Source organism: Collinsella aerofaciens (assembly GCF_015670795.1).
GTDB classification, from domain to species: Bacteria; Actinomycetota; Coriobacteriia; order Coriobacteriales; family Coriobacteriaceae; genus Collinsella; species Collinsella aerofaciens_Q.
Genome location: NZ_JADPCJ010000018.1, coordinates 1 through 26458, shown reverse-complemented (window position 1 = coordinate 26458; position 26458 = coordinate 1). Strand labels below are relative to the sequence as shown.

At 60.7% G+C, this 26458-nt stretch carries 18 protein-coding genes; 2 read left to right on the top strand and 16 right to left on the bottom strand.

Annotation, left to right across the window (positions count from 1 at the left end; genetic code table 11):
* Positions 1 to 42 precede the first annotated feature (42 nt).
* From fusA to I4W09_RS06605, 11 genes are all read right to left on the bottom strand, one after another.
* Complete coding sequence (gene fusA / locus I4W09_RS06655; RefSeq protein ID WP_022094183.1) at positions 43 to 2142, bottom strand: elongation factor G; 2100 nt, start codon at positions 2140 to 2142, stop codon at positions 43 to 45.
* Positions 2143 to 2161: 19 nt separating this feature from the next.
* Positions 2162 to 2635: a 30S ribosomal protein S7 gene (gene rpsG / locus I4W09_RS06650; protein WP_006235013.1), complete on the bottom strand. Its 474-nt coding sequence runs from the start codon at positions 2633 to 2635 to the stop codon at positions 2162 to 2164.
* Between the two features lie 73 nt (positions 2636 to 2708).
* Positions 2709 to 3086: a 30S ribosomal protein S12 gene (gene rpsL, locus I4W09_RS06645; protein WP_006235012.1), complete on the bottom strand. Its 378-nt coding sequence runs from the start codon at positions 3084 to 3086 to the stop codon at positions 2709 to 2711.
* Positions 3087 to 3630: 544 nt separating this feature from the next.
* Positions 3631 to 4707, bottom strand: coding sequence for a DUF4179 domain-containing protein (locus I4W09_RS06640; protein WP_196033054.1), 1077 nt, complete (start codon positions 4705 to 4707; stop codon positions 3631 to 3633).
* A complete protein-coding gene (locus tag I4W09_RS06635) occupies positions 4661 to 5176 on the bottom strand; it encodes an RNA polymerase sigma factor (protein ID WP_196033051.1) in 516 nt (171 codons plus the stop codon). Before I4W09_RS06635 ends, I4W09_RS06640 begins: the two co-directional genes overlap by 47 nt.
* Positions 5177 to 5377: 201 nt before the next feature.
* Positions 5378 to 9853: a DNA-directed RNA polymerase subunit beta' gene (locus I4W09_RS06630; protein ID WP_193221402.1), complete on the bottom strand. Its 4476-nt coding sequence runs from the start codon at positions 9851 to 9853 to the stop codon at positions 5378 to 5380.
* 6 nt (positions 9854 to 9859) lie between these two features.
* Positions 9860 to 13351, bottom strand: a complete 3492-nt coding sequence (rpoB, locus tag I4W09_RS06625) for a DNA-directed RNA polymerase subunit beta (RefSeq protein ID WP_199411333.1) — start codon at positions 13349 to 13351, stop codon at positions 9860 to 9862.
* A 287-nt stretch (positions 13352 to 13638) separates the two neighbouring features.
* Positions 13639 to 14547, bottom strand: a complete 909-nt coding sequence (locus tag I4W09_RS06620) for a UTP--glucose-1-phosphate uridylyltransferase (RefSeq protein WP_196033048.1) — start codon at positions 14545 to 14547, stop codon at positions 13639 to 13641.
* Positions 14548 to 14861: 314 nt separating this feature from the next.
* A complete protein-coding gene (rplL, locus tag I4W09_RS06615) occupies positions 14862 to 15239 on the bottom strand; it encodes a 50S ribosomal protein L7/L12 (protein ID WP_006235005.1) in 378 nt (125 codons plus the stop codon).
* Positions 15240 to 15341: 102 nt separating this feature from the next.
* The gene (gene rplJ, locus I4W09_RS06610; protein ID WP_196033045.1) at positions 15342 to 15863 is read right to left on the bottom strand and encodes a 50S ribosomal protein L10; all 522 of its coding nucleotides are present in this window, start codon (positions 15861 to 15863) and stop codon (positions 15342 to 15344) included.
* Positions 15864 to 16368: 505 nt separating this feature from the next.
* Positions 16369 to 17505, bottom strand: coding sequence for a pyridoxal phosphate-dependent aminotransferase (locus I4W09_RS06605; protein WP_196033042.1), 1137 nt, complete (start codon positions 17503 to 17505; stop codon positions 16369 to 16371).
* Between the two features lie 93 nt (positions 17506 to 17598).
* On the opposite strand from I4W09_RS06605, the gene I4W09_RS06600 reads away from it, so the two are divergent.
* A complete protein-coding gene (locus I4W09_RS06600) occupies positions 17599 to 18261 on the top strand; it encodes a hypothetical protein (protein WP_196033039.1) in 663 nt (220 codons plus the stop codon).
* A gap of 1 nt (position 18262) precedes the next feature.
* On the opposite strand, the gene I4W09_RS06595 is transcribed toward I4W09_RS06600, so the two are convergent.
* The 5 genes from I4W09_RS06595 to I4W09_RS06575 form a co-directional block, all read right to left on the bottom strand.
* Positions 18263 to 18826 carry a uracil-DNA glycosylase family protein gene (locus I4W09_RS06595; protein WP_196033036.1) on the bottom strand — a complete coding sequence of 188 codons (564 nt, stop codon included), beginning with the start codon at positions 18824 to 18826 and terminating at the stop codon, positions 18263 to 18265.
* A 3-nt stretch (positions 18827 to 18829) separates the two neighbouring features.
* Positions 18830 to 20206, bottom strand: coding sequence for an alpha-amylase family glycosyl hydrolase (locus I4W09_RS06590; RefSeq protein ID WP_196033033.1), 1377 nt, complete (start codon positions 20204 to 20206; stop codon positions 18830 to 18832).
* Between the two features lie 153 nt (positions 20207 to 20359).
* A complete protein-coding gene (locus tag I4W09_RS06585) occupies positions 20360 to 21556 on the bottom strand; it encodes an MFS transporter (RefSeq protein WP_196033030.1) in 1197 nt (398 codons plus the stop codon).
* Positions 21557 to 21676: 120 nt separating this feature from the next.
* Entirely contained in the window at positions 21677 to 24037 is a 2361-nt protein-coding gene (feoB, locus tag I4W09_RS06580; protein ID WP_196033027.1) for a ferrous iron transport protein B, read from the bottom strand.
* A gap of 472 nt (positions 24038 to 24509) precedes the next feature.
* Positions 24510 to 25409 carry an alpha/beta hydrolase gene (locus tag I4W09_RS06575; RefSeq protein WP_196033024.1) on the bottom strand — a complete coding sequence of 300 codons (900 nt, stop codon included), beginning with the start codon at positions 25407 to 25409 and terminating at the stop codon, positions 24510 to 24512.
* A 243-nt stretch (positions 25410 to 25652) separates the two neighbouring features.
* Between I4W09_RS06575 and I4W09_RS06570 the strand changes: the two genes are divergently transcribed.
* Positions 25653 to 26216 carry a PTS sugar transporter subunit IIA gene (locus I4W09_RS06570; protein ID WP_040359007.1) on the top strand — a complete coding sequence of 188 codons (564 nt, stop codon included), beginning with the start codon at positions 25653 to 25655 and terminating at the stop codon, positions 26214 to 26216.
* Positions 26217 to 26458: the final 242 nt, after the last annotated feature.

Sequence of the window (26458 nt, the reverse complement as noted above, 5' to 3'; positions counted from 1 at the left end):
GCGAGAGATGTTCTCGCGGATTACGTAACAGGGAGCTCGAACTTAGGCGTTCTTGCTCATGACCTCGTCCACGATGGACTTGGGCGCGGGCTCATAAGAGTCGAACTGCATCGTGTAGGATGCACGGCCCTGGGTCTGGGAGCGAAGGTCGGTAGCGTAACCGAACATCTCGCCCAGCGGCACCTTGGCACGGATGAGCTTGCTGTTCTTGCGATCCTCCATGCCCTCGATCTTGCCGCGGCGACCGGAGAGGTTGCCCATAACGTCGCCCATGTACTGCTCAGGGGTCTCGACCTCGACAGCCATGATCGGCTCGAGCAGCTGCGGATCGGACTTCTTGAGGGCGTCCTTGATAGCCATGGAACCGGCGATCTTGAAGGCGGCCTCGGAGGAGTCGACCTCGTGGTAAGAACCGTCGAACAGGGTGACCTTAACGTCGAGGACCGGGAAGCCGGCGATAACACCGGTGTTCAGGGCCTCCTGGATGCCCTTGTCGATGGACGGGATGTACTCCTTGGGCACGACGCCGCCGACGATAGCGTTGACGAACTCGTAGCCGAAGCCCTCCTCCATCTTCTCGAGCTTGATGACGGCGTGGCCGTACTGACCGCGACCGCCGGACTGACGGACGAACTTGCCCTCAGCCTTCTCGACGTCGTGACCAGCGGTCTCGCGGTAGGCAACCTGGGGCTTACCAACGTTAGCGTCAACCTTGAACTCGCGGAGCAGACGGTCGACGATGATCTCGAGGTGCAGCTCGCCCATGCCGGCGATGATGGTCTGGCCGGTCTCGTGGTTGGTGGACACCTGGAAGGTCGGGTCCTCTTCGGCGAGCTTGGTCAGAGCCAGGGACATCTTGTCCTGCTCGGCCTTGGTCTTGGGCTCGATGGCAACGTCGATAACGGGCTTAGCGAACTCGATCTTCTCGAGGACGATCTCCTTGCCCTCGGCGCACAGGGTGTCACCGGTGGTGGAGTTCTTGAAGCCGACGCAAGCGACGATGTCGCCAGCGGCAGCGTCGTCACGGTCGATACGCTCGGCAGCGTTCATCTCGAGGATGCGGCCGAGGCGCTCGCGCTGACCGTTGGAAGCGTTGACCACGTAGGAGCCGGACTCGGCGCGGCCGGAGTAAACGCGGACATAGGTGAGCTTACCGACGAACGGGTCGGTCATGATCTTGAAGACCAGGCCGGAGAAGGGCTCGTCGAAGGAAGGATGACGCTGAATCTCCTCGCCGGTGTCCGGATCGGTACCGGTGACGGCCTCGACGTCGAGCGGGCTGGGCAGGTAGTCGACGACAGCGTCGAGCAGCTCCTGAACGCCCTTGTTCTTGTAGGCGGAACCCACGAAGACGAGGTTGAGCTCGTTGGCCAGAACGCCCTTGCGCAGAGCAGCCTTGAGCTCCTCGACGGTGAAGTCCTCCTCCATGAGAATCTTCTCCATGAGCTCGTCGTCAAAGCTGGCAGCAGCGTCGAGGAGCTCCTCGCGCTTGGTGGCAGCGATGTCGGCAAACTCAGCCGGGATCTCGTCCATCGGCTCGGGGTAGGTCATGCCCTTCTCGTCGGCCTTGAAGTCCCATGCAGTCATGGTGACCAGGTCGATGACGCCCCAGAAGTTGTCCTCGGCGCCCATCGGGACCTGAGCGGCCACGGCGTTAGCGTCGAGACGATCCTTCATGGTCTCGATAGCGTTGAAGAAGTCAGCGCCCACGCGGTCATACTTGTTGATGAAGGCGATGCGGGGGACGTTGAAGGTAGAAGCCTGACGCCAAACGGTCTCAGACTGGGGCTGAACGCCGGCAACGGCGTCGAAGACGGCGACAGCGCCATCGAGGACGCGCAGGCAGCGCTCGACCTCGGCGGTGAAGTCAACGTGGCCCGGGGTGTCGATGATCTGGATGCGGTAGTCCTTACCGTCCTTGTTCCAGAAGCACGTGGTAGCAGCGGAGGTAATGGTTACGCCGCGCTCCTGCTCCTGAACCATCCAGTCCATGGTGGCAGCGCCCTCATGGACCTCACCGATCTTGTGGGTCTTACCGGTGTAGTAAAGAATACGCTCGGTCGTGGTGGTCTTACCGGCATCGATGTGGGCCATGATGCCGATGTTACGGGTATCGGAAAGCTTGTACTTAGGCTTAGCCATGTTAGTTCCTTACCTTAACTTACCAACGATAGTGAGAGAACGCGCGGTTGGCCTCGGCCATCTTGAAGACGTCCTCACGCTTCTTGACGGAAGCGCCCAGGCCGTTGGAAGCGTCGAGGATCTCGTTGGCGAGACGCTCGGCCATGGTCTTCTCCTTGCGAGCGCGGGAGAAGTTGACGATCCAGCGGATGCCCAGAGCGGTGGAACGACGGGAGTTGACCTCCATCGGGACCTGATAGGTAGCGCCACCGACACGCTTGGGCTTAACCTCGAGCGTGGGCTTGACGTTGTCCATAGCCTTCTTGAAGGTAGCGAGAGCGTCGCCACCCTCGGACTTCTCGGCAACGATCTCGAAAGCGGTGTAAACGATGCGCTCAGCGGTGGCCTTCTTGCCGTCAAGAAGGACCTTGTTGATGAGCTGAGTCACCAGGCGGTTGTTGTAAACGGCGTCAGGCTGAACCTCACGACGATTAGCTGCTGCACGACGCGGCATGTGAAATCTCCTTAAGTGTCTACCGTGCGGCGCTTAGGCGGCACACGGCGAAAGTATCAAAACGTTATCTGGCTTATTTGGCCTTGGGGCGCTTAGCACCGTACTTGGAACGGGCCTGCATACGGTTCTGGACCGGAGCAGCGTCGTAGGCGCCACGGATGACGTGATAACGGACACCAGGGAGGTCACGGACACGACCGCCGCGGACGAGCACGATGGAGTGCTCCTGCAGGTTGTGGCCCTCACCCGGGATGTAAGCAGTAACTTCGATGCCGTTGACGAGACGAACACGGGCAACCTTACGAAGAGCCGAGTTCGGCTTCTTGGGGCTCGTGGTAAAGACGCGGGTGCACACGCCGCGCTTCTGGGAGTTGTGCTGCAGAGCAGCGTTCTTGGACTTCTTGGGCACGGAACGACGGCCCTGGCGAACCAGCTGGTTAATAGTAGGCAAAGCGTACTCCTTCTCGAATGATTCCAGCTTTCTGTAAAGTGCAACGGCTTGAATCGAGGGGTCAGCATCCCCCTACGAAACACGCAGTTCGATAGGATACGTGGCGTTAGCTGTGTCGTCAACAGACCACGCCGCCGGGCGTATCCTAAAATACCCACATTTCCGCAAAGCCTACACAAAAGGAATCCCCTTCTGTGCGCGTGGGCGGATTCCCGGTCCGGGCGGCACAGGGGTTAAGTTTGCTGCTCTACAGTCCTGGCTCGCACGGAGGCCACATTAAGTGGCCTCCGGCTCGTGCGGAACTCGCGACAAACTTAACCCCTGTGCTGCCCGGCCCGGGAATCCGACGTGCTCGTCGGGGCAACGTTCCCTGCCAAAAAGGGACAGGTTTATTTTGGTCGGTTTTATCTGGGAAAACGCCACTCTTCACGGTGATCCGCATCCATTTGCTACGTTCTTCCGAGAACGAGACGAATAACGTCCAATCCACTCGTCCATATAACGCTAAAAAGGCCGCTTCCCCCCTTGGGAAGCGGCCCAGACTTTACGAATAAACGATGGTAAAGGGTACTTCTGTTTCGGTCTCTCCTGTTGATGTGTATCTCGTGCCCTCAAGCGTTACTGAGACCACTTGATCGACATTGATCAGTTTTGTCGGCACCCAAATGTTCTCTCCGCTATTGCGTGCCATCGAAACATAGAAATTGTACGCCCCTGCGTCGTCATCTTCGATAATCTGCTCCGATCCATCCTTGTAGCTGACGGTCAGTTTATGATCAACTGCTTCATAGCCCAGATCATCGATGTGCGTCTGGATGGAAAACGGGCTAATCTCGAGAGGCGAGTCATCAGGGCGGAGTTCCTTTGTATCGACGTGCGCTCCGACGTTAAACTCTGGCGTCGATACCTCGATCACCTTCGCATCCTCACCTTTGCCCTCCGTCCAGCTGATATTCCAGGTGACCGCATGTCCCAAATCTCGCTCGCGATTCCACGAGGCAAAGTACATCGTGCCATTAATGACCGTGTCGCTTGATGTGTCCTTATCAATTGTGCAGCGTGTGTCAGCCCATTCCTCGCCGAAGTTCATGCTGGGCGTGCCGATTCCTTGTTCTTCTTCACCATAGAGAACAAGTTCGCCAGTCTCTGCTGCCGGCTTGTAGTAGTTAACACCATTTGGATTGGACAACGTAAACGTCACGGCACCGCAACCGTTTTTATCGATAGCCATATCATGAATGTCGAGTGTATAGCCGTTGCCCTCGACGGACAGATTGACCTTCTGTACTGAACCCTCCAAGCTTTGGGGCGCGATGCCATCACCGAACTCTCTGGTGTAGGTATATTTAGTTCCCGATGAGCCTCCGTTGGTCCAGGTAATGGAATCCCCGTTGCCGTGGTTTCCCCAAGCTGAGGCAAAATAGCTGGAATTGACAACGGCGTAGGCGACTCCTCCGGTCGCCAGCACTCCGGCAAGACATCCGATTACGGCAACATACAGAGGCTTCGCGTGACCCTTTCGATGAAGCGGCTCACCCGCAGCGGTATTAAGGACGCGATCTGCAAGATCGCTATCAGCTTGGACGGACTCGAAAGCCTGCTTGATTTGGTTGGATTTCACGGTCGCCCTCCTCTAGGATGAACTTGAGCTTCGATCGACCGCGAGCTAAACGCGTTCGAACGGTCGCGGCCGGCACATGCAGTAACTCGGCAATCTCTGAAGTCGAAAAGCCCAGATAGTAATAGAGCACGATGGGAACACGGAATCGCTCCGGAAGTCGCATAACGTCTGACAAGACCGCCTTGGTCTCATCCTGCGCCGCCGAAAGCGAATCGGTCAGACTTTCAATATCCTCCACGCGTCTCCACGGCTTTCGAAAGAGCGATTTGCATTCATTGATCGTGACCCGGATAAGCCATCGACGAAGATGTTCCCAACTTTCAAAATGTCCATCGCTTTTAAACAGCTTAAGAAAGACATCCTGGGCAACATCGTCGGCGTCGGCACGATCGCGCAGGTACGTCAATGCGATTCGAAACACGACATCACGGTGATCCTCGACCGCCTGTCTAAATGCTTGTTCTTCCATAATCACCTCCCGGTGATGCTGATGTTTCTTGCTGAGGCCCTCACCATAGATACGCTTTGACCGAACGAAATGTTTCAAATTCAAGCAGGAAAACCCTATCAAAATAAACCTGTCCCTTTTTGGCAGGTTTTCTTCAGCAAAAAAGACCCGCTTCCCTGTTGGGAAGCGGGTCTTTGGAAGGACGGTTAACGTACTAGGAAATTACTCCTCGTCGTTGTCCTTGGCCTCTTCGGCGTCGTCGGTGTCCACGAGCTGGTTGAGCAGCTCGTCGAGGGACGCCATGTCCTCGTTGATGGCACCGTTGGCGGGAGCCTTCTTGTCGTCGATCGGGGCGCCCAGGAGCTCCTCGTCGGCGTCGGCGTGATGCGTCGGAGCGGAGGTACCCAGCAGGATATCGTCCGGACCGTCGGGGCTAAAGACCATCTGCAGCAGCTGCGAGAGGTCTTCCTCGTCGGCAACGTCGTCGTTGTTCTCGAGGATGTAGAGCAGGTCGTGGGCCTCGAGGCCGTCACGGAGCTCCTCGATCGCCTTGGCACCGATGCCATCGATGCGCAGCAGATCTTCCTCGGACTTGCCGACCAGGTCGCCGACCGTCTCGATGCCGACCTCGCTGAACTTGTTGGTCCAGCGCTGCGACACGCCCAGGTCGTCGAACAGGTACAGGCGAGCCTTCTCGGCGGAGATGGTGTGGCCGTTGCGGGTGAACGAACCGTCAGCACCACCGAACTCGTCGTAGCCGGCCCAGTCGAGCTGCTGCGGGAGCTGCTCGTCCAGGTCCTTGAGCTCCACAGGAGCCCACTCGGGCAGCGACTTGGCGTTGGGCGAAGCCGGGCCGTCGATGTCCACGTAGCCGTCGGCCGTACGATACGTCAGCTTGGCGTTGGCGTACGGCTTGAGGCCGGTACCGGCCGGGATCTTCTTACCGACGATGACGTTGGACTTAAGGTCGAGCAGGTGGTCGACCTTGCCCTCGATGGCAGCCTCGGTAAGGACGCCGGCGGTACGGATGAACGAAGCGCTCGACAGCCAGGAGTCGATGTTGGACGCGACCTTGAGCGTACCCAGGATGACGGGCTCGGCCACAGGAGCCTGACCGCCCAGACGGGCAACGCGCTCGACCTCGTCGGCGAACTCGTAGCGGTCGACGTACTGACCAAGCAGGTACTTGGAGTCACCGGGGTTGGTGATCTGAACGCGACGCAGCATCTGACGTGCGAGCACCTCGATGTGCTTGTCGTTCAGGTCGACGCCCTGGCTGGTGTAGACGTCCTTGACGCTCTCGACGAAGGTGTGCATCGTCGACTCGATGTCGGTCAGCTTGCGCAGGTTGCGGAAGTTGACGAAGCCCTTGGTGATCTGGTCGCCGGCGCGAACCTCGCAGCCGTCCTCGATCTCGGGCATAAAGCGAACCGAAGCGGGGACGCGACGCTCGTCGAGGACACGGGTGTGGTCCTCGGAGTCGGTGAGCGTCAGCACGTACTCGGACTTCTCGGGCTTAATCGAGAGGTGGCCGGAGTACGGAGCCAGCTCGGCCTCGCGACCCAGAATCTTCTCGTTGACGTTGCCGACGATATCGAACATACGGCTGACCGTAGGCAGACCCTGCGTAATATCGTCGACGCCAGCGACGCCGCCGGAGTGAATGGTACGCATCGTAAGCTGCGTACCGGGCTCGCCGATGGACTGGGCGGCAATAATGCCGACCGCGGTACCGATGGCGACCGGACGACGGGTGGAAAGATCCCAGCCGTAGCACTTCTGGCACACGCCGTACTTGGAGCGGCAAGTGAGCAGCGCGCGGAGCTTGACCTTCTTAAGGCCGGCATCGACCATCTTCTGAATGTCGGCAACCTTCTCGATGTAGCCGTCCTGCTCAAAGAGCACGGTGCCATCGGGAGCCACGACGTCCTCGATGAAGCAACGGCCGACGAGGTCGGTGTTGAGGTCGGTGGTGCCGGGGATGATGAGGTTGTAGGTGACGCCCTCGTGCGTGCCGCAGTCCTCCTCGCGGACGATGACGTCCTGGGCCACGTCGACCAGACGACGGGTCAGGTAACCAGAGTCCGAGGTGTGGGATGCGGTATCGACCAGGCCCTTACGGGCGCCGTAGGTCGAAATGAAGTACTCGAGCGGCAGCAGGCCCTCGCGGAAGTTCGCCTTAATGGGAAGGTCGATCGTCTCGCCGGACATGTCTGCCATCAGGCCACGCATGCCGCCGAGCTGACGCAGCTGGGTCTTAGAACCACGGGCGCCGGAGTCGGCCATCATGTACAGCGGGTTCTCCTCGTCGAACATGTCGAGCATGAGCGCTGCGACCTTGTCGGTACAAGCGGTCCACTCGTTAACGACTTCGATGTGGCGCTCCGTCTCGTTGATGAAGCCCTCCTCGAAGTACTCGTTGATCTGGTCGACGTTGGCCTGGGCGCGGTCGAGCAGCTCCTGCTTCTCGGCAGGGATGAGAGCGTCCCACACCGAGATGGTGAGGCCGGCGCGGGTAGCGTAGTGGAAGCCGGAGTACTTGATGGCGTCGAGGATCGGGCCGACCTTGGCCTCGGGGTAACGATCACAGCAGTCCGCAACCAGCTTGGCCACATCGCCCTTGACCATCTTGTAGTTCATGAACTCGTAGTCTTCGGGCAGGCACTGGCGGTTGAAGATGATGCGGCCGATAGAGGTCTCGAAGCGCGCGGTCTTATTGCCGGTGACATCGTAGTCGACAAACTCGTTCTTGCCGTTCTTGACGCGGAAGATACGGGTGCCGTCCTCATTGATGACGTTGGCATCGGCAGCGGACACGCGGACCTGGATCTTGGCCTGCATGTCGACCTCGGAGCGGCAGTCATAGGCGTGCAGCGCGTCGTCGAAGCTCGAGAACACGTGGTTCTCGCCCGGCAGACCCTCGCGGACCTGGGTCAGGTAGTACACACCGATGATCATGTCCTGCGAAGGGATGTTGACCGGCTTGCCGGATGCCGGCGAGCGCAGGTTGTTCGCAGAGAGCATGAGCACGCGGGCCTCGGCCTGAGCCTGGCTGGACAGCGGCACGTGGACAGACATCTGGTCGCCGTCGAAGTCGGCGTTGAAGGGCGAGCAGACCAGCGGGTGCAGGTGGATAGCCTTGCCCTCGACCAGCACCGGCTCAAAGGCCTGGATGGACAGACGGTGCAGGGTCGGTGCACGGTTGAGCAGCACGACGCGGCCGTCGATGACCTCTTCGAGGATATCCCACACAAAGGTGGCACCGCGGTCGATAGCGCGCTTGGCGCCCTTGATGTTCTCGACCTTGCCGAGCTCGACCAGGCGCTTCATAACGAAGGGCTTGAAGAGCTCCAGCGCCATGGTCTTGGGCAGACCGCACTGGTGCAGCAGCAGCTTGGGGTCGGTAACGATAACCGAACGGCCGGAGTAGTCGACACGCTTACCCAGCAGGTTCTGACGGAAACGACCCTGCTTGCCCTTGAGGGCCTCGGCGAGCGACTTGAGCGGGCGACCGCCACGGCCAGAGACCGGGCGACCACGACGGCCGTTGTCGAACAGGGCGTCCACGGACTCCTGGAGCATGCGCTTCTCGTTGTTCACGATAATCGCAGGGGCGTCCAGGTCGAGCAGGCGCTTGAGTCGGTTGTTACGGTTGATCACGCGACGATACAGGTCGTTGAGGTCGGACGCGGCGAAGCGGCCGCCATCGAGCTGGACCATCGGGCGCAGATCGGGCGGAATGACCGGGATGACGTCCAGGATCATGTTTGCGGGGCTGTTGCCGCCCTTCAGGAAGGCGTCAACGACCTCGAGGCGCTTGACGGCCTTCTCGCGCTTCTGCTTCTGGGAATCCTCGTCGGCGATGATGGCCTTGAGCTTCTCGGCCTCGGAGGGGAGGTCGATAGCAGCGAGCAGGTCGCGGACAGCCTCGGCACCCATACCACCCTTGAAGTACATGGAGTAGTAACGGGTCATCTCACGGAACAGCGGCTCATCGGAGATGAGGTCGCGCTCGGTGAGCTTCATGAAGGCGTTGAAGGCGTCCGTGCGGAGCTGCTTCTCGTCCTTGCACTCTTCCTCGATGTCGACGATGCCAGAGGCGATCTCCTCGGGGGTCAGCGGCTCCTCGTCGGAGAACTCGTCAAAGTTCTCGGGGTCGCCCTGCTCCTTGAGGGACTCGATCTGACGGGCGCACTCGGCATCGATCTCTTCCAGATCGGCGGCGAGCTCCTCGCGCAGGTCGTCGGCGTCGGCCTCGCGGGCCTCATAGTCAACCTCGGTGATGATGTAGCTGGCAAAGTACAGAACCTTCTCGAGGTCCTTGGACTTGATGTCGAGCATACGGCTCATCGGGAAGCTCGTGGGGCTCTTGAAGTACCAGATGTGGGACACGGGAGCGGCGAGCTCGATATGGCCCATGCGGTCGCGACGCACCTTGGCCGAGGTAACCTCGACGCCGCAGCGCTCGCAGACGATACCCTTAAAGCGGATGCCCTTGTACTTGCCGCAGGAGCACTCCCAGTCCTTGGCGGGACCGAAGATCTTCTCGCAGAACAGGCCGTCCTTCTCGGGCTTGAGGGTACGGTAATTGATGGTCTCCGGCTTCTTGACCTCACCGTGCGACCAGGAACGGATCTGGTCGGCGGAGGCAAGGGAGATCTTTACCGAGTCAAAATCAGTAGCTTCGAAATCTGCCACAGTCAACTACTCCTTATCAGTGGTCGTGGCGGCGACAGCCTCGGGTGCCTCGACGGTCTCGGCATCCTCGGCCTCGACGTCGGCGTCAACGCCGGCGAGCGCAGCCAGGTCGTCGAGAGCAGAGGTCTCCTCGGCGGTCACAGGGGCGGAGGCGTCCTCGTCAGCATCGTGCATGGGCTCGATGTCCAGCGCGAGGGAACGGATCTCCTTGACGAGAACCTTGAAGGACTCGGGGATACCCGGAACAGGAACGTTCTCGCCCTTGACGATGGACTCGTAGGTCTTGACGCGGCCCACGGTATCGTCGGACTTGACGGTCAGAATCTCCTGCAGGACGTTGGAAGCACCGTATGCGTACAGTGCCCAAACTTCCATCTCGCCGAAGCGCTGGCCGCCGAACTGGGCCTTGCCGCCCAGAGGCTGCTGGGTAACCAAGCTGTAAGGGCCGGTCGAACGGGCGTGGATCTTGTCGTCGACCATGTGGCCGAGCTTGAGGATGTAGGACGTACCCACGGTAATGGGCTCGCGGAACTCCTCGCCGGTGCGGCCGTCGAACAGGCGGGTCTTGCCGCGCTCGTCAAGCTGGGTGACGAACTCGGGACGCATGTGATCGCCAAAGGCAGCGGTGGCCTTGTTGAGCATGTTCTTGTTGGCACGACGAATGACCTCGGCGATCTCGTCCTCCTTGGCGCCGTCGAAGACGGGCGTCGCGGTGAAGAACGGACCGGGGACGTACTTGTCGGAGTCGGCCTTCTCGGTATCCCAACCGCAGGCAGCGGCCCAGCCAAGGTGGCACTCGAGCAGCTGGCCGACGTTCATACGCGAGGGAACGCCCAGCGGGTTGAGGATAACGTCGATCGGGGTACCGTCAGCCATGTAGGGCATGTCCTCGACCGGCAGAACGTTACAGATAACACCCTTGTTGCCGTGGCGGCCGGCGATCTTATCGCCCTGCTGGATCTTACGACGCTGGGCGACGTAGACGCGCACCTGCTCGTTGACGCCGGGGGCCAGATCGTCGCCGTTCTCGCGGCTAAAGCGGACGACGTCGATGACGCGACCGTAAGCGCCGTGAGGCATCTTAAGGGAGGTGTCGCGGACGTCGTGGGCCTTGGCACCGAAGATGGCGCGCAGCAGGCGCTCCTCGGCGGTCAGAGCGCTCTCGCCCTTAGGCGTGACCTTGCCGACCAGGATGTCGCCAGGGCCGACCTCGGCGCCGATGCGGATAATGCCGTCCTCGTCGAGGTTGGCAAGCATATCCTCAGAGAGGTTCGGGATCTCGCGGGTGATCTCCTCGGGGCCGAGCTTGGTGTCGCGGGCATCGATCTCGTGACGGGTGATGTTGATGGTCGTCAGCAGGTCCTCGGCCACCAGACGCTCGGACACGACGATACCGTCCTCGTAGTTGAAGCCTTCCCACGGCATGTATGCCACGGTGAGGTTCTGACCCAGTGCGAGCTCGCCATGATCGGTCGAAGGACCGTCAGCCAGGGGCTCGCCCTGCTCAACGGTGTCACCGACGCGCACGAGCGGACGGTGGTTGATGCAGGTGGACTGGTTGGAGCGCTGGTACTTGGCCAGGTGATACTCGTCCATGCCGCCGGCATGCTTGACGATGATCTTGGCAGCGTCGGCAAAGATGACCTCGCCGGCGTTCTTGGCCAGGGTGACCTCGCCGGAGTCCAGAGCGGCGCGACGCTCCATGCCGGTACCGACATAGGGAGCGGCAGGGTGAACCAGCGGCACGGCCTGGCGCTGCATGTTAGCGCCCATCAGCGTACGCTTGGCGTCGTCGTGCTCGAGGAACGGGATCAGCGTGGCTGCGACGGAGAGCATCTGACGCGGCGAGACGTCCATGTAGTCGACGTCCTCGACAGGCACGTCGGCGGGAGCGCCGAAGGAGCCGTCGAAGTCGCGGGTACGGGCGATCACGGTGTGCGGGCGGACAAGCTTGCCCTCGGCATCGGTCGTGATGAACTCGTTGGTCTTGGGATCGAGCGGCGTGTTGGCCGGCGCGATGACGTGCTTCTCTTCCTCGTCAGCGGTCATCCAGTCGATCTGGTCGGTGGCAACGCCGTTCTCGACGCGACGGAACGGAGCCTCGATGAAGCCGTACTCGTTGACGCGGGCGTAGAGAGCGAGCGAGCCGATCAGGCCGATGTTGGGGCCTTCGGGGGTCTCAATCGGGCACATGCGGCTGTAGTGCGAGTTGTGAACGTCGCGGACGGCCGTCGGCACGTTGGTGCGGCGGCTGGAGCCGGACTTGTGGCCGGCAAGACCGCCAGGGCCGAGTGCGGACAGACGGCGCTTGTGGGTCAGACCGGTCAGGGGGTTCGCCTGGTCCATGAACTGCGAGAGCTGCGAGGAACCGAAGAACTCCTTGATGGAGGCCACGATCGGACGGATGTTGATGAGCGACTGCGGGGTAATCTCGTCGATGTCCTGGGAGCTCATGCGCTCACGGACGACGCGCTCCATACGGCTCATGCCGATACGGAACTGGTTGGCGACGAGCTCGCCGACGGTGCGGATGCGGCGGTTGCCAAAGTGGTCGATGTCGTCGACCTTGAAGCCCTGCTCGCCGGCAGCGAGGGACAGCAGGTAGCGCAGCGTCGCGACGATATCCTCGTCGGTGAGCACCGTGACCTCTTCCTCGGTGGTGAGGTTGAGCTTCTTGTTGACCTTGTAACGACCGACGCGGGCCAGATCGTAGCGCTGCGGGTTAAAGAGCAGGCCCTCGAGCAGGCTGCGGGAAGCGTCCACGGTGGGAGGCTCGCCCGGGCGCAGGCGACGGTAGATCTCGATAAGGGCATCCTCGCGGGTGAGGGCGGTGTCGCGCTCCAGGGTGCGCTTGATCACATCGGAGTTGCCGAGCAGCTCGATGATGTCGTCGTTGGTGACGGCGATGCCAAGGGCGCGCAGGAACATCGTGGCGCTCTGCTTACGCTTACGGTCGATGGAGACCATGAGCTGATCGCGCTTGTCGACCTCAAACTCGAGCCAGGCACCGCGGGACGGGATGATCTGGGCCTTGTAGATCTGCTTGCCCGAATCCATCTCGGAGCTGTAGTACACACCCGGGGAACGGACGAGCTGCGAAACGACGATACGCTCGGTACCGTTGATGATGAAGGTGCCCTGATCGGTCATCATGGGGAAGTCGCCCATAAAGACGAGCTGCTCCTTGATCTCGCCGGTCTCCTTGTTGGTGAGACGGACGTCGGTCAGAAGCGGAGCCTGATAGGTCATATCCTTCTCGCGGCACTCCTCGACGGTGTGCGCGGGGTCGCCGAACTGATGCTCGCCGAAGGTAACCTCGAGAACATGGTTCTGACTCTGGATGGGGCTGGATTCCTTGAACGCCTCACGAAGGCCCTCGTCCTTAAAACGCTCAAAGGATTCCCTTTGAACAGAGATAAGGTTGGGGAGCTCCATGGCCTCCGGGATTTTCCCGAAGCTGACGCGCTTGCGCTCAGTGGCAGTGTATGCGTAGGTCACCAGGTTTTTCCTCCTTCACGGAAATGCTCGGTGGGTTGGCGAGGCATAGCTTCGCCAGTTATCGCAACCTAATAGTTTATCAGGTACCGACCGTTGGGCAAGAAAAGCCTTGACGCGATTGAGTTTTTGGAGTAGCAAAGTTTTTCGGCAGAAAAGGCGCAGGTAGATAGGTGTACATCGAACATCTGTTCATATATTTTCTGTGAACAGAGAGCCGGCAATCGCAGCTCTTATAAAAAACGGGCGCGAACCGAGGTCCGCGCCCGTAAATGTCGATGTCCGAAGGCTTACTTGCGCATCAATCCGCCGCGCTCGTCGATGGCGTCCCAGAAGGCATCGGCAAAGCGGGGATCGCTTGCAGCCATGAGGGCGTTGGTGGCCATCCAGCCAGAGGGAGTGCCGGTGTCGTAGCCCGACAGCGGGTCGATGACGACGGCATACATGGCCTCACGGTCGAGCGAACGGGCCATGGCGTCGGTGAGCTGGATCTCGCCGCCCTTGCCGGCCTGCTGATCTGCCAGCAGGTCCATGACCAGCGGGCTCAGCAGGTAGCGACCGACGATGTACAGGTTGGACGGAGCCGCCTCGGGAGCGGGCTTCTCGACCAGACCGCCGATACGCCAGACAGCGCCCGGCTCTGCATCGGCAACGTCCTCGCCGCCCTCGAGCGAACCGACGCGCTCGCCGGCGATAACGCCGTAGCGGCTGACTTCCTCGGGCGAGCAAGCAGCGACGGCGATAACCGAAGCTCCACCGTGCTCCTTGGAAACGGCGAGCATCTTGTCGCAGATGTCGCGATTAGGCACAACGTAGTCGCCCAGAAGAACCAGGAAGTTCTCCCCTGCCACGGCGTCGGCAGCAGAGCGGATAGCATGGCCGAGGCCCTTGGGCTCGTACTGATAACGGAAGTCGACCGGCATACCGCCAGCGTGGGCGACGGCATCGGCATAGGCGTTCTTGCCGCGCTCGCGCAGCAGGTTCTCGAGCGAGCGATCGGGCTGGAAGTAGTTCAGTAGCTCGGGCTTACCGGGAGATGTAACGATGATGGCGTCGTCGACTTCCTCGGGGTCGAGCGCCTCCTCGACGACGTACTGAATGACGGGCTTGTCGAGCACCGGCAGCATCTCTTTGGGCGTGCACTTGGTGCCAGGCAGAAAACGCGTGCCAAGACCGGCGGCGGGGATGATTGCCTTCATGTTATTCAAAGATCCTTTCGCAGGCGCAAAAGCGCCCCATGCGTGCGGCACACAGCCGCAGACCAAATTGCGATACCCAAGCATCTTACCGCTGGAACTATATGTCGCTACAAGGCAGAGGCAATTCTTCAGCAGGTCAACGCAAATTATTGCTCGAATGGTGCAATTTTATTGCCCAACGGCAGGGCACCCGATACGACGCAAATCACAGAATATGGCAGTTTGAGCAACCGATGCCGAGGGACCGAAAAACAAAAAAGACGGGGCTCGCAATGCGAACCCCGTCTTTAAAGAAATCTGGCGAGAAAGCCTGATTACTTGAGGGTGACAGCAGCGCCAGCAGCCTCGAGCTTCTCCTTGGCAGCCTCGGCGTCCTCTTTCTTGGCACCCTCGAGAACAGCCTTGGGAGCGCCCTCGACGACCTCCTTGGCCTCCTTCAGGCCAAGGTTGGTGAGCTCACGGACGGCCTTGATGACCTGGATCTTGTTGTCGCCGAAGCCCTCGAGCACGACGTCAAACTCGGTCTTCTCCTCGGCCTCAGCAGCGCCAGCAGCGGGAGCGGCGACAACAGCGGCAGGAGCAGCGGCGGAAACGCCGAAGGTGTCCTCGATAGCCTTGACGAGCTCGGAAGCCTCGAGAAGGGTCATTTCCTTAAGAGCATCGATGATCTCATCGGTGGTAAGCTTAGCCATTTCTAAGTCCTTTCGGTTTCCGTGCGAATGCACGGAGATCAGTTAAAACACGGCGCGAATGCGCCAGGGGTGCGGCGTTGCCGCCGCGGGTGAAAACAGCAACTAGGCTGCCTTCTGCTCGGAGACCTGCTGGATCGAACGAGCGAGACCAGAGGAAACGCCGTTGACGCAGACAGCGATGTCGCGAGCGAAACCGGAGATGAGACCGGCGATCTGGCCGAGAAGCTGATCCTTGGTGGGCAGCTCGGCGATAGCCTTAACATCATCAGCGGAAACGGCCTTGCCGTCAGAGATACCGCCCTTGATCTCAAGGACGCCCTTGGACTGAGCGGAGAAGTCCTTAAGGGCCTTAGCGGCCTCGACCGGCTCGGACTCGTAGAACACATAAGCGACGGGGCCGGCGAGGATCTCGTCGAGCTCGGGCTGCTCCTGGTTCTTGAGAGCGATCTTGACCAGGTTGTTCTTGTAGACCTTCATCTCGGCGCCGCACTCGCGAAGCTGATGACGCAGCTCCTGAGCCTGCTTAACCGTCAGACCGTTGTATTTGACGACGAACAGACCGGCGTTCTCGGCGATACGGGACTCGATCTCTGCAACCTTGTCGATTTTGTACTGCTGGGGCATGAATTACACCTCCTCGAATTCTTTCCGGGCACGGTCCGCCACAAGGACGTGACGGGGGCATGTCCAAAAAGAAAGCCCCCGCGCTGCATGAGCGACGGGGGCGAGAAGACATATCTACTCGACCACCTCGGCTGGCGGGATATCCCATTAAGCTCGCGGGTAAGACCCGTTTGCGCCGGCTGTCTCTGGCAGCGGATTCGTGCGTGAATCAAAAGTATTATGGCGGGGACCCCGGCGTCGGTCAACGGAAAACCGGGCTGCACACAATTCCACCATCCGGCACGCGCCGCCGAAGGCCAGGCGCAAGGTTTTCGCTCGGTCAAGTCCTGGCTCGCACGAAGAGCACATTAAGTGCTCTTCGGCTCGTGCGGAATCTACGAAAACCTTGTGCCTGGCCTTCGGCGGCGCGTGCCTGCGTTGACTTTGGGCAGCCCGGGTTTTCGTTGGCTGACGCCCCCACTCATAATGCTTGGGTCGGTGGGCTGATGTGTTGCGTCCCTGAGGGCTACAGGGTTGAAACGAAGTTGGACAGGCGGGCTAGTCCTTCGTCTAGGTCTTTGTCGGAGACGCAGTAGCTTAGGCGGATGTGGCCTTCGGTGCCGAAACAGTCGCCCGGGACTAGGGCTACGTTTGCTTCTTTGATGGCTTTGATGCAGAAGTCTTCGCTGGTTAGACCGAATTTTTTGATGCTCGGGAAAGTGTAGAAGGCTCCTGCGGGCTCTACTACGTCGAGGCCCATGGCGTCTAAGGCTGCGAGTACGCATTCGCGACGGGCTCGGTAGACTTCGAGCATGGGGGTTGGGTCGACGGTCAGGGCTCGGGCCGCGGCGTCCATCTCGAAGGAGACGGCGCTCGATACTAGGTATTGGTGAGCTTTTGCGATCTCGGCGATGACGGGTGCCGCTGCTGCGAGCCAGCCCAGACGCCAGCCGGTCATAGCCCAGGGCTTGGAGAAGCTCTCGATGACTACCGTCTGCTCACGAAGCTCCGGGTGGCGCTGGGCAAAGCGCTCGTAGCCGTCCACGTAGACCAGGCGGTTGTATACGTCGTCGCAGATCACGTAGATGCCCGCCTGCTCCGCTACGCGCGCCACGGCGTCGAGCGATGCTGCGTTGAGGATGCAGCCTGTAGGATTGTTGGGCGTGCAGATGACGATGGCCTTGGTCGCCGGCGTCACGCAAGCACGAAGCGCATCCTCGTCAATCTGAAATTGCGCAGGCTCCGTATCCAAAAAGACCGCTTTGGCGTGGTTGGCCACGACGATGCTCTCGTACAGGCCAAAGGCCGGCGTGGGGATAATGACCTCGTCGCCGGGGTTGAGCATGGCCATGAATGTTGCCGACAGGGCCTCGGTCGCGCCGTCGGTCAGGATGACCTCGTCGGCCGAAAACGTAAGGCCCGCGCCCCCCATGTAGGCAGACAACGCCTCACGCAGGGCGGGGCGACCGTTGTTGAGCGGATAGTGCGTGTCACCGCGGTCCAGTGCGGCGGTCACCTCGGCGCTAATCACATCGGGCGTGGGAAAATCGGGCTCGCCGAGCGCGAGCGCGATGCACCCCGGATGCTGGGCGGCGAGCGCGTTGATCCGGCGGATACCGGAGGGCTTGAGCATGGCAAGCGAGGTATTCATGGGCAGACGCATGGCGTTCCTTTCGTAAGGGTTGCACTAGGATAGCGCGGCGGGGCGCCACCAGACGGTGTAACCTAAACGGAAACGAGCCGGAAAGGAGATGGCATGGAGACGACCGCGCGCGGCGACGTACCAAAAACACTGCACACCATTGCGTATATCAGTATTCCCAATAGCGCCGATCTTGAGTTTTTGCTTTGGGACCTGCAGGATGCCATCGCCGCCTATGCCCGGTTTTCCGGCACCGCACTCCCCCGCCCGGTCGACTTGAAGGCAAATGACGCCGGCAGCGTTGCCGATGGCATCGTGCTGGCCATTGAAGATGTGGCTGACGATGAGACGTTGACAGCCATCGAGCGGGCGCTTGAGCGCTTTGGCGGTACGGGAACGCGCGTCTATGCCGCGATTCGAGCCGCACAAGAGGGCACAGAGCGGGCGCGTGGGACCGCCGTTCGCCTGCGCAAGGCATGTGAGCGCCATGACCAATTGTGGTGTGGCGGCGTTGCCATCTGCGCCGGCAGCGGCATCGCAGCGCTTCGCCATTCCCCACGCATGGGCCTCTTGCGCCGACCATTTTCGGAAGCGATGGATAAGCTTGTGGGCGCTGTGCGCATGGGCTGCTCCGTCGAGCATGCACAGCGACTTGGCGGCGGCAATGCCGCCAACGTCGACGCCGACGGCATGGTTTGCGCCGAGCCAGCCGTGCCCGCGCCGATCTGGCGAGGCGCTCTGAAACGTCTGGGCGCCCACGCTCAAACAAAAAACTAAATTAAATAACAGCCCAGTCAACGGCTTCGTGCCAACGCTCAACAAGACGCTCCAGGCACCAGGCGGCATTGGCGGGACTTGTCGAGGGCAGGACAATGGCAGGCAGCCCCGTCCGATCTTGCAAGTAGCGTTTGTAGAGTCGCCCTGCCGTACCGCCGTTACAGACAACGACCTCGATCGGCGCGGCATCGGTAATGCGCTCGATATGTGCCGGCACAACGTTGCGGATGCTCGCGTCGCTCGAGCCCTTAATGTCGCAGCTCTCGATTGCATCCCACAGGGCTACGCCGCCGTTCAACAGCATGACCCGCTTGGCGGCAATGGAGGCATCGAGCGTCGCGGGCTCACCGCTTGCCAAAGGATCGCCCTCGTTGGGCGGCACAGGCATACCGAGGCACGTGGCCATCACACGCCAAAAGCGATTCTGAGGGTTCCCGTAATAAAAGGCATTGGCGCGCGAAAGCACCGAGGGAAACGACCCGAGCACCAAAACGCGCGAGTGCTCGTCAAACACGGGCTCAAACCCATGCTCAATATGTTGATAGCCCTCGTCAGATACGGCCATGGGCTAGGCTCTCAACAGATAGCGCACCTCGTAGGGTGCAAGCTCAAGGGTACCCGTCAGCTCGACCGTGGGCGCATCGTCGGCAAGCAGGTCGACGAAGGACCCGTTGAGCTCGCCGGCGCCAAAGGTGTAAGGCTCACCCACGGCATTCACCGCCACGAGTACCGTCGCGCCGTCACAGGCGCGCTCGAACAGCAGCTGCTTGTTCTGGATCACCACGTTGCGATAGGCACCGTAGTTGAGAGCACGGGCAGCCGCGTCGTCGGCCGAGCGAAGGTGCGCAAGCTGCGTGATGAACGCCGTCAGCTCGTTGGGCGCAGGCTCATTGAGCGCAGGTCTCAGCGCCCAGTCGCCATCGGGGCCACCCTTTTCGCCGGCAATTCCCCACTCGCTGCCATAGTAGACGCACGGGATGCCCGGCATGCCAAAGAGCATGCCGTAGGCGGGACGCAGACACGACTTGTCGGTGAGGATACTTGCCAGGCGCGGCACATCGTGGTTGTCGACAAACGACAGCAGATGTTTGCCGCGGTAGATGCACCACGGATCACCGCCAAACTGGCGGTGCAGCGAATGGGCGATCTCGAACATGTTGACCGAGTTAAAGCTGGAGTACAGGCCCTTGTAGCACTCGTAGTTGGTGCAGGAGTCGAGCATCTCGTCGTTGACGATTTGGTTGTAGTCGCCGTGGAGCGTCTCGCCGATCAGCACAAAGTCGGGCTTGAGCTCATGGGTAAAGACGTGCAGGCGGCGCATAAAGTCGCGGTCGAGCATATAGGCAACGTCCAGGCGCAGGCCGTCGACGCCAAAGACCTCGGCCCAGCGGCGCACGGACTCGAGCAGGTAATCGACCACAGCGGGATTTTGCAGGTTGAGCTTCACAAGCTCAAAATGGCCTTCCCAGCCCTCGTACCAAAAGCCATCGCCATAGCAGGAATCGCCGTCAAAGCTAATGTGGAACCAGTCCTTGTACGGCGAGTCCCACTTGCGCTCCTGCACATCGCGGAAGGCCCAAAAACCGCGGCCGACGTGGTTGAAGACGGCATCGAGCACCACGCGGATGCCATGGGCATGCAGCGTGTCGCATACGGCGGCAAAGTCGGCGTCCCCACCCAGGCGGCGATCAATATGGCGCAGGCTGCGCGTGTCGTAGCCATGGCTATCAGACTCGAGCGGCGGGTTGATGAGCACAGCGCCAATACCGAGTTCCTGCAGGTAGTCGGCCCATTGGGCAATCTTCATGATGGGGGCATCGGGGCTAGCTGTGGCATCGGCGGCCTGGGCGAGCTCATCCTCGGCAACGGGCGCGGCGTTTTCGCGCGGAGCTCCACAAAAGCCCAGCGGATAGATTTGATAGAACGTCGTCTCGTATGCCCACATAGCAACCTCCCGGTAAGCGCAACACAACGACATCCATTGTATGCCCAGCTTGTATCCTCTCCCCCAAAATAAGTTGCGGTGGAATAGTTCCTGCTTGGGCCTTCAGAGGCCTTAAACAGGAACTATTCCACCGCAACTGATGAGGAAACGTGATTAGGCGACAGGCTTTGCGCGACGAATGGCCGGGAACATCACCGTGATAGCGAGGATGACGCCCACGGCAGCGATCGCACCGCCCGCGAAGCCGATCCAGGCGATACCGGGACCCGAAACCACGGCTCCGCCGATCGCGGTACCCGTGCCGATACCGAGGTTGAACAGGCCCGAGAAGATCGACATGGCAACGGCCGACGAATCTGCCGGCGTGTGCTTGATGAGCTCGGCCTGAAACGCCACGTTAAAGGCCGTGGCGCAGCAACCCCACAGTGCGCAGACGGCAAGCACTGTCACGAGCGACGATGCGGCCGGCCCCATGAGCAGCAGGGCCACCGGCACGCCGGAGAGCGTGATAGCCAAGAACGGGAAGCGATGCCCATCGAACAGGCGGCCAAACAGCCAGCTTCCGAGCAAACCAGAGCAGCCAAACGCCGTCAGCGTCATGGTAATGGCGCCCGCATCGACGTGCGCGACCTGCGCCAGGAAGGGCTCGATATAGCTGTAGCTTGCGTAATAGCCGGTCGCCATGAAGACCGTGACTGCGTAGAGCGCGATGAGGAGCGGGTTCTTGAGCAGCTCGGGCAGTTGCTTGACGGTAAAGCGCTCACCCGCCGGCATGGCCGGGAACACCGCTGCCTGGTAGACGGCCGCGATGGCCGAGAGGCCCCCGACCACGGCAAACGTCATGCGCCAGCCCACGGCCAAGCCTATGGCGCGACCGAGGGGCAGGCCAAAGATCTGCGCGATGGACGAGCCAGTGGCGATCATGCTGATGGCGAGCGCCCCATGGCGCGTGTCGACCAGGCGCGAGGCCATAATCGAAGCGACCGACCAGAACACGGCATGCGCGCAAGCGACCACCAGGCGCGCGCAGACCAAGATGGGATAGGTGGGCGCCACGGCGGACAGGAACTGGCCGAGCGAGAACACGGCAAGCACGCCCAGCAGCATCCGCTTGAACTCGAAGCGCGAGGCAAACACCATGAGCGGCAACGACAGCAGCATGACGCCCCAGGCATAGACCGAGATCATGATGCCCGCCTGGGCCTCGGTGAGCGAGAACGACGCGGCGATATCAGTCAAAAGGCCGATGGGCATAAACTCCGACGTGTTGAACACGAACGCACAGCAGGTGAGCCCGACGAGTGGGAGCCACTGCCTGAGCGTGATGCCGTCTTGCCTTCCCTGACTCATATATAACATCTCCAATCATTTTGAGCGGAGGCGATTATATAGCAACGGTCCCACATCCGTCAGTAACGGACACGGGACCGAAACAATTCGATACACAGAGGTTGCGCCGTCAATAAATAGCTAAGCCAGCCCCAGCAATATGCCCGCCGAATGCACGACAAACGCCACGATCCAGGCGACCGTCACTTGAAACGCGAACACGGCAACGGCATAGCGCGCGCCCAACTCGCTCCTGACGGCGCCGATGGCCGCCACGCAGGGCGGGTACAGCAACGCAAAGACCAGGAACACGTAAGCGGTAAACGGCGAAAACATGGTCGACAGTGCCGCGGGTGAGGTCGCGCCCAAAAGCACTGTGAGAGTCGAGATGACGCTCTCCTTGGCAATAAGTCCGGTGACGAGCGCCGTGGATGCGCGCCAGTCGCCAAAGCCGAGCGGCGCCAGCAGCGGGGCGATGATGCTACCCAGGCCGGCAAGCAGACTCTGCGACTGGTCGGCGACCACGTTAAAGCGGATATCGAACGTCTGCAGGAACCAGATGACCACCGTAGCGGCAAAGATAATGGTAAAGGCCTTGGTGATGAAGTCCTTGGCCTTATCCCATGCCAGCATCACCGTCGTCTTGACGCTCGGCAGGCGGTAATTGGGAAGCTCCATGATAAACGGCACCGGGTCGCCCTTAAATGCCGTGCGGTTGAGCACCAAAGCCGCGATGCAGCCGACCACGATACCGATCAGATAGAGCGAGACCATGGCGGGAACCGTTGCCTGTGGGAAAAACGCCCCGCACAGCAAGCCGTAAACCGGCAACTTGGCTGAGCAGCTCATAAACGGCGTGAGCATGACCGTCATCTTGCGGTCGTGCTCGGATGGGAGCGTACGGGTCGACATGATAGCCGGCACGGTGCAGCCAAAACCGACGAGCATGGGCACAAAGCTGCGGCCCGACAGGCCAAAACGACGCAGCACCTTATCCATGACAAAGGCGACGCGCGCCATGTAGCCCGAGTCTTCCAGAATGGAGAGGAACAAGAAGAGCACGACGATAATCGGCAGGAAGGTCAGCACACTGCCCACGCCCGTAAGCACGCCGTCGACAGCCAGCGAGCGCACCACGTCGTTGGTGCCGAACGCCTTGAGGCCCGCATCGGCCGAGGCGATGATAGCAGCGATACCGTCCTCCATGAGTCCCTGCAACGCCGCGCCGATCACGCCAAACGTCAGCCAAAAGACGAGGCCCATGATCACCAGGAACGCCGGAATGGCCGTGTAGCGACCCGTCAGGATGCGGTCGATCTTGACGGAGCGCACGTGCTCGCGGCTTTCGTGCGGTTTGACGACGCAGCGCCCGCACACGTCGCCGATAAAGCTAAAGCGCATATCGGCCAGCGCGGACAGGCGGTCGGTGCCGGCCTCGCCCTCCATCTGGGTAATGATGTGCTCGATAGCGTCGAGCTCGTTGCGATCCAGGTGAAGCGCCTCGGTCACCAGCTCGTCGCCCTCAACCAGCTTGGTCGCCGCAAAGCGCACCGGGATGTGCGCCGTCACGGCATGGTCCTCGATCAGGTTGGCAATGCCGTGGATGCAGCGATGCAGTGCGCCGCCGTCCGATCCATCGGGCGCACAGAAGTCCAGGCGACCGGGGCGCTCGCGGAACCGCGCCACGTGCAAGGCATGATCCACCAGCTCGCCGATACCCTCGTTGCGGGCAGCGCTAATGGGAACAACAGGCACGCCCAACAGGCTCTCGAGCAGATTGACGTCCACGGCGCCGCCGTTGGCCGTCACCTCGTCCATCATGTTGAGCGCGATGACCATGGGGCGGTCGAGCTCCATAAGCTGCAGCGTCAGGTACAGGTTACGTTCGATGTTGGTGGCGTCGATGATGTCGATGATGGCGTCGGGGTTTTCGTCCAAGATGAATTGGCGGCTGACGATCTCTTCGCCCGTGTACGGCGACAGGGAGTAAATGCCGGGCAGATCGGTAACGCTTGCCTCGGGATGGTTACGGATGGTGCCGTCCTTGCGGTCGACCGTCACGCCAGGAAAGTTACCGACGTGCTGGTTGGAGCCCGTAAGCTGGTTGAACAGCGTGGTCTTACCGCAGTTTTGGTTGCCGGCGAGGGCAAAATGCAGCGGTGCGCCCTCGGGCACGGCCGTTTTTGCCGCACGGGGCGAATACATCCCCTCGCCGAGTGCCGGATGCTCCGTCGTTCCGATTGCGGCGTTGGCGCGCGGACCGGTATCGGTGTCGTGCACATCCACGAGCTCAATGCGTGCGGCATCATCCTTGCGCAGCGTCAACTCGTAGCCACGCAGGCGAATCTCGAGCGGGTCGCCCATGGGGGCGTACTTCATCATGGTGACTTCGGTGCCCGGCGTTAGGCCCATGTCCAAAATATGCTGTCGGAGTGCCTGGTCGTCCGATGCCACCGATGCGACAACGGCGTCCTTTCCAATCTCGAGCGTATCGAGCTTCACGTCCGTGTTCCTCCCCCGGCGCCCACAGGGCGTTGCATTTATGTTCACCTTGGCTAACCGTTTGCCACGGCTAACCAATTTAACCATGCATGATAGCGCGAACACACAACGATGTTCAATCAGCAAATTGGCGCAATGGGGACAGGCAGGAGAGTTCAGGGCCATAGTTTCCCGATGAGGCCTCTCGGGGAAACTACATCCCAGAATTCCGGCTCGAAACGGGATATGGTTTCCCAAACAGGCCTCTTACGGAAAATGCATCCCGGAATCCCCGCTCGAAACGGGACGCGCTTTCCCAGTCGAGGCCCTATGGGAAACTGCGTCCCACCTTGAAAGGCAAAACTGGGGCGCAGTTTCCGGACGGGGCATCAAAAACGAAGTTGCGGTGGAATAGTTCCTGGATGGGCTGGTTGATGCCCCAGATAGGAACTATTTCACCGCAAGTTATTGAAGGGCTGGGATGCCCGTCCTCTTACAGATGGCGCTCCAGGAAGCGGAAGGCTAGGCGAATCCAAGGGCGGACCGCCACCTGCTTGTCCTCGTTGTCGACCGCGGTGTTGGCGTTGCCGAGCGAAAGGCCGTGACCACCCTGGTCGAAGACGTGCATCTCGCATGCAACGCCCTCCTCGGCCATGCGCTGCGCAAACGGGTAGACCTGCGCGATCGGCGCCGTCTTGTCGTCGGACACGCCCCACACAAAGGTCGGCGGCATCTGACGCGAAACATGCGTGGTGGGGCAGATGTCGGCCAGATGCTCGTCAGTCGCCTCGCCACCCGTCACCATCGACAGGTAGTCGTTAAGCAAATCGCGCCCCGTCTTGCCGCCCGTCTTGGGCACACGCAAGTCAATGCGCGGATCGCGCGTCTGCATGTCGCGCACATAGGCAAAGTCTAGCAATGGATAGCCCAGCACCACGGCATCGGGACGAATGTCGTCCGGACGCGCCCCGGCAAGTGCCGCAAAGGGGCCGGTCTTCCACTGTGTTGCCAGCGAGGCGCAAATCATGCCGCCAGCAGAAAAGCCCACGACGCACACGCGCTTAGGATCGACATGCCACTCGTCGGCGTTGGCGCGCACCGTGGCGACCATCTTGGCAAGATCTGCCTGGGGGTGCGGAAAGCTCACGTCACCCGTAGAACTCGTGACATAGTTGAGCACAAAGGCCTGGTAACCGTGATCCAAAAACGCAAACGCCACAGGATCCTGCTCATGCGGAGCGATATGCGTAAACGCACCTCCGCCACAGATAATCACCGCGGGGCGGCGGCCATTCGGTTTATCGGGCAACGGCTCGGCACCCAAATACGTAAACGTCGCCGGATAATCCTCGGTCGACTCCTCGCCCCACAGCGCATGGTTCTCGACAATCATATGTGCTCCCTTCGCGCAAATTATGCGCCCTTGTTTTTCGCCTTCAAGCGTACCCCACTTGAACCCGTGGCGCAGAAACACTCCGGCAATAAGTTTCCCTTCAACTGATATATCACATAATCCCAGTTCAGAGGTATCGTTGAGCAGCGTAGAATAGGGGCGTTGACCAAGCCGCGAAACACATGTGAAACGTTTCCGGCAAACCAAACGCGCGATATGCGCCTATTTAAGTTGGAGGCAACTATGGGTCTGCTCGATTCGCTTAAGTCCACCTTCACCTCGACCGGCGAGGCGTCCGTTCCGCCCGCAGCAAGCTTCGCTACCCGCGAAGGCGTCATCTATGCCCCCGTCAACGGCGTGCTCGTCAACCTGAACGAGGTTCCCGACGAGACGATCGCCTCGGGCATGCTTGGCCAGGGCTATGGCATCGAGCCCATTACCGGCACCATCTATGCGCCCGCCAACGGCCGCATCGGTGCCACCACTGTCACCAACCACTCCATCGGCATGATCACCGAGGACGGCCTGCGCGTGTTCATCCATGTTGGCCTGGGCACCGTGGAAATGAACGGCAAGGGTTTTGCCCGCTTTGTCGAGATGGGCGATGTGGTCAAGGCAGGCCAGCCGCTCATCAGCTTCGACCGCGAGGCCATTAAGGCCGCTGGTCACGAGGACATCGTGACCGTCATCGTCTCCGAGCTCGATCGTCTTAAGAGCATCGACCATGTCGGCGAGTCTGGAACGCTTATCGGCGGCAACCCGCTCGTCAAGCTTGGCGACCCGCTGCTGGTTGCCAAGACCAAGTAGCCAGGCCCCACGCCACACAGCCAAAAGGCACCTCGTCAAGCGCCCGCGACCATTTGGCCGCGGGCGCTTTTCGTTTGAAAAACCGGTTGATTTCCGATCCCAACCGAACACATTGAGCTGACGGCACGCTCCCGCAGTTAACCGAACGCCCCCGAGGTCCTATCCGTGAACTGCACCCCAAAACTTGGACGGCTTAAATAAAAACTACGCCGCAAGGGACTGTCTCCGGAACTCCTCCGGGG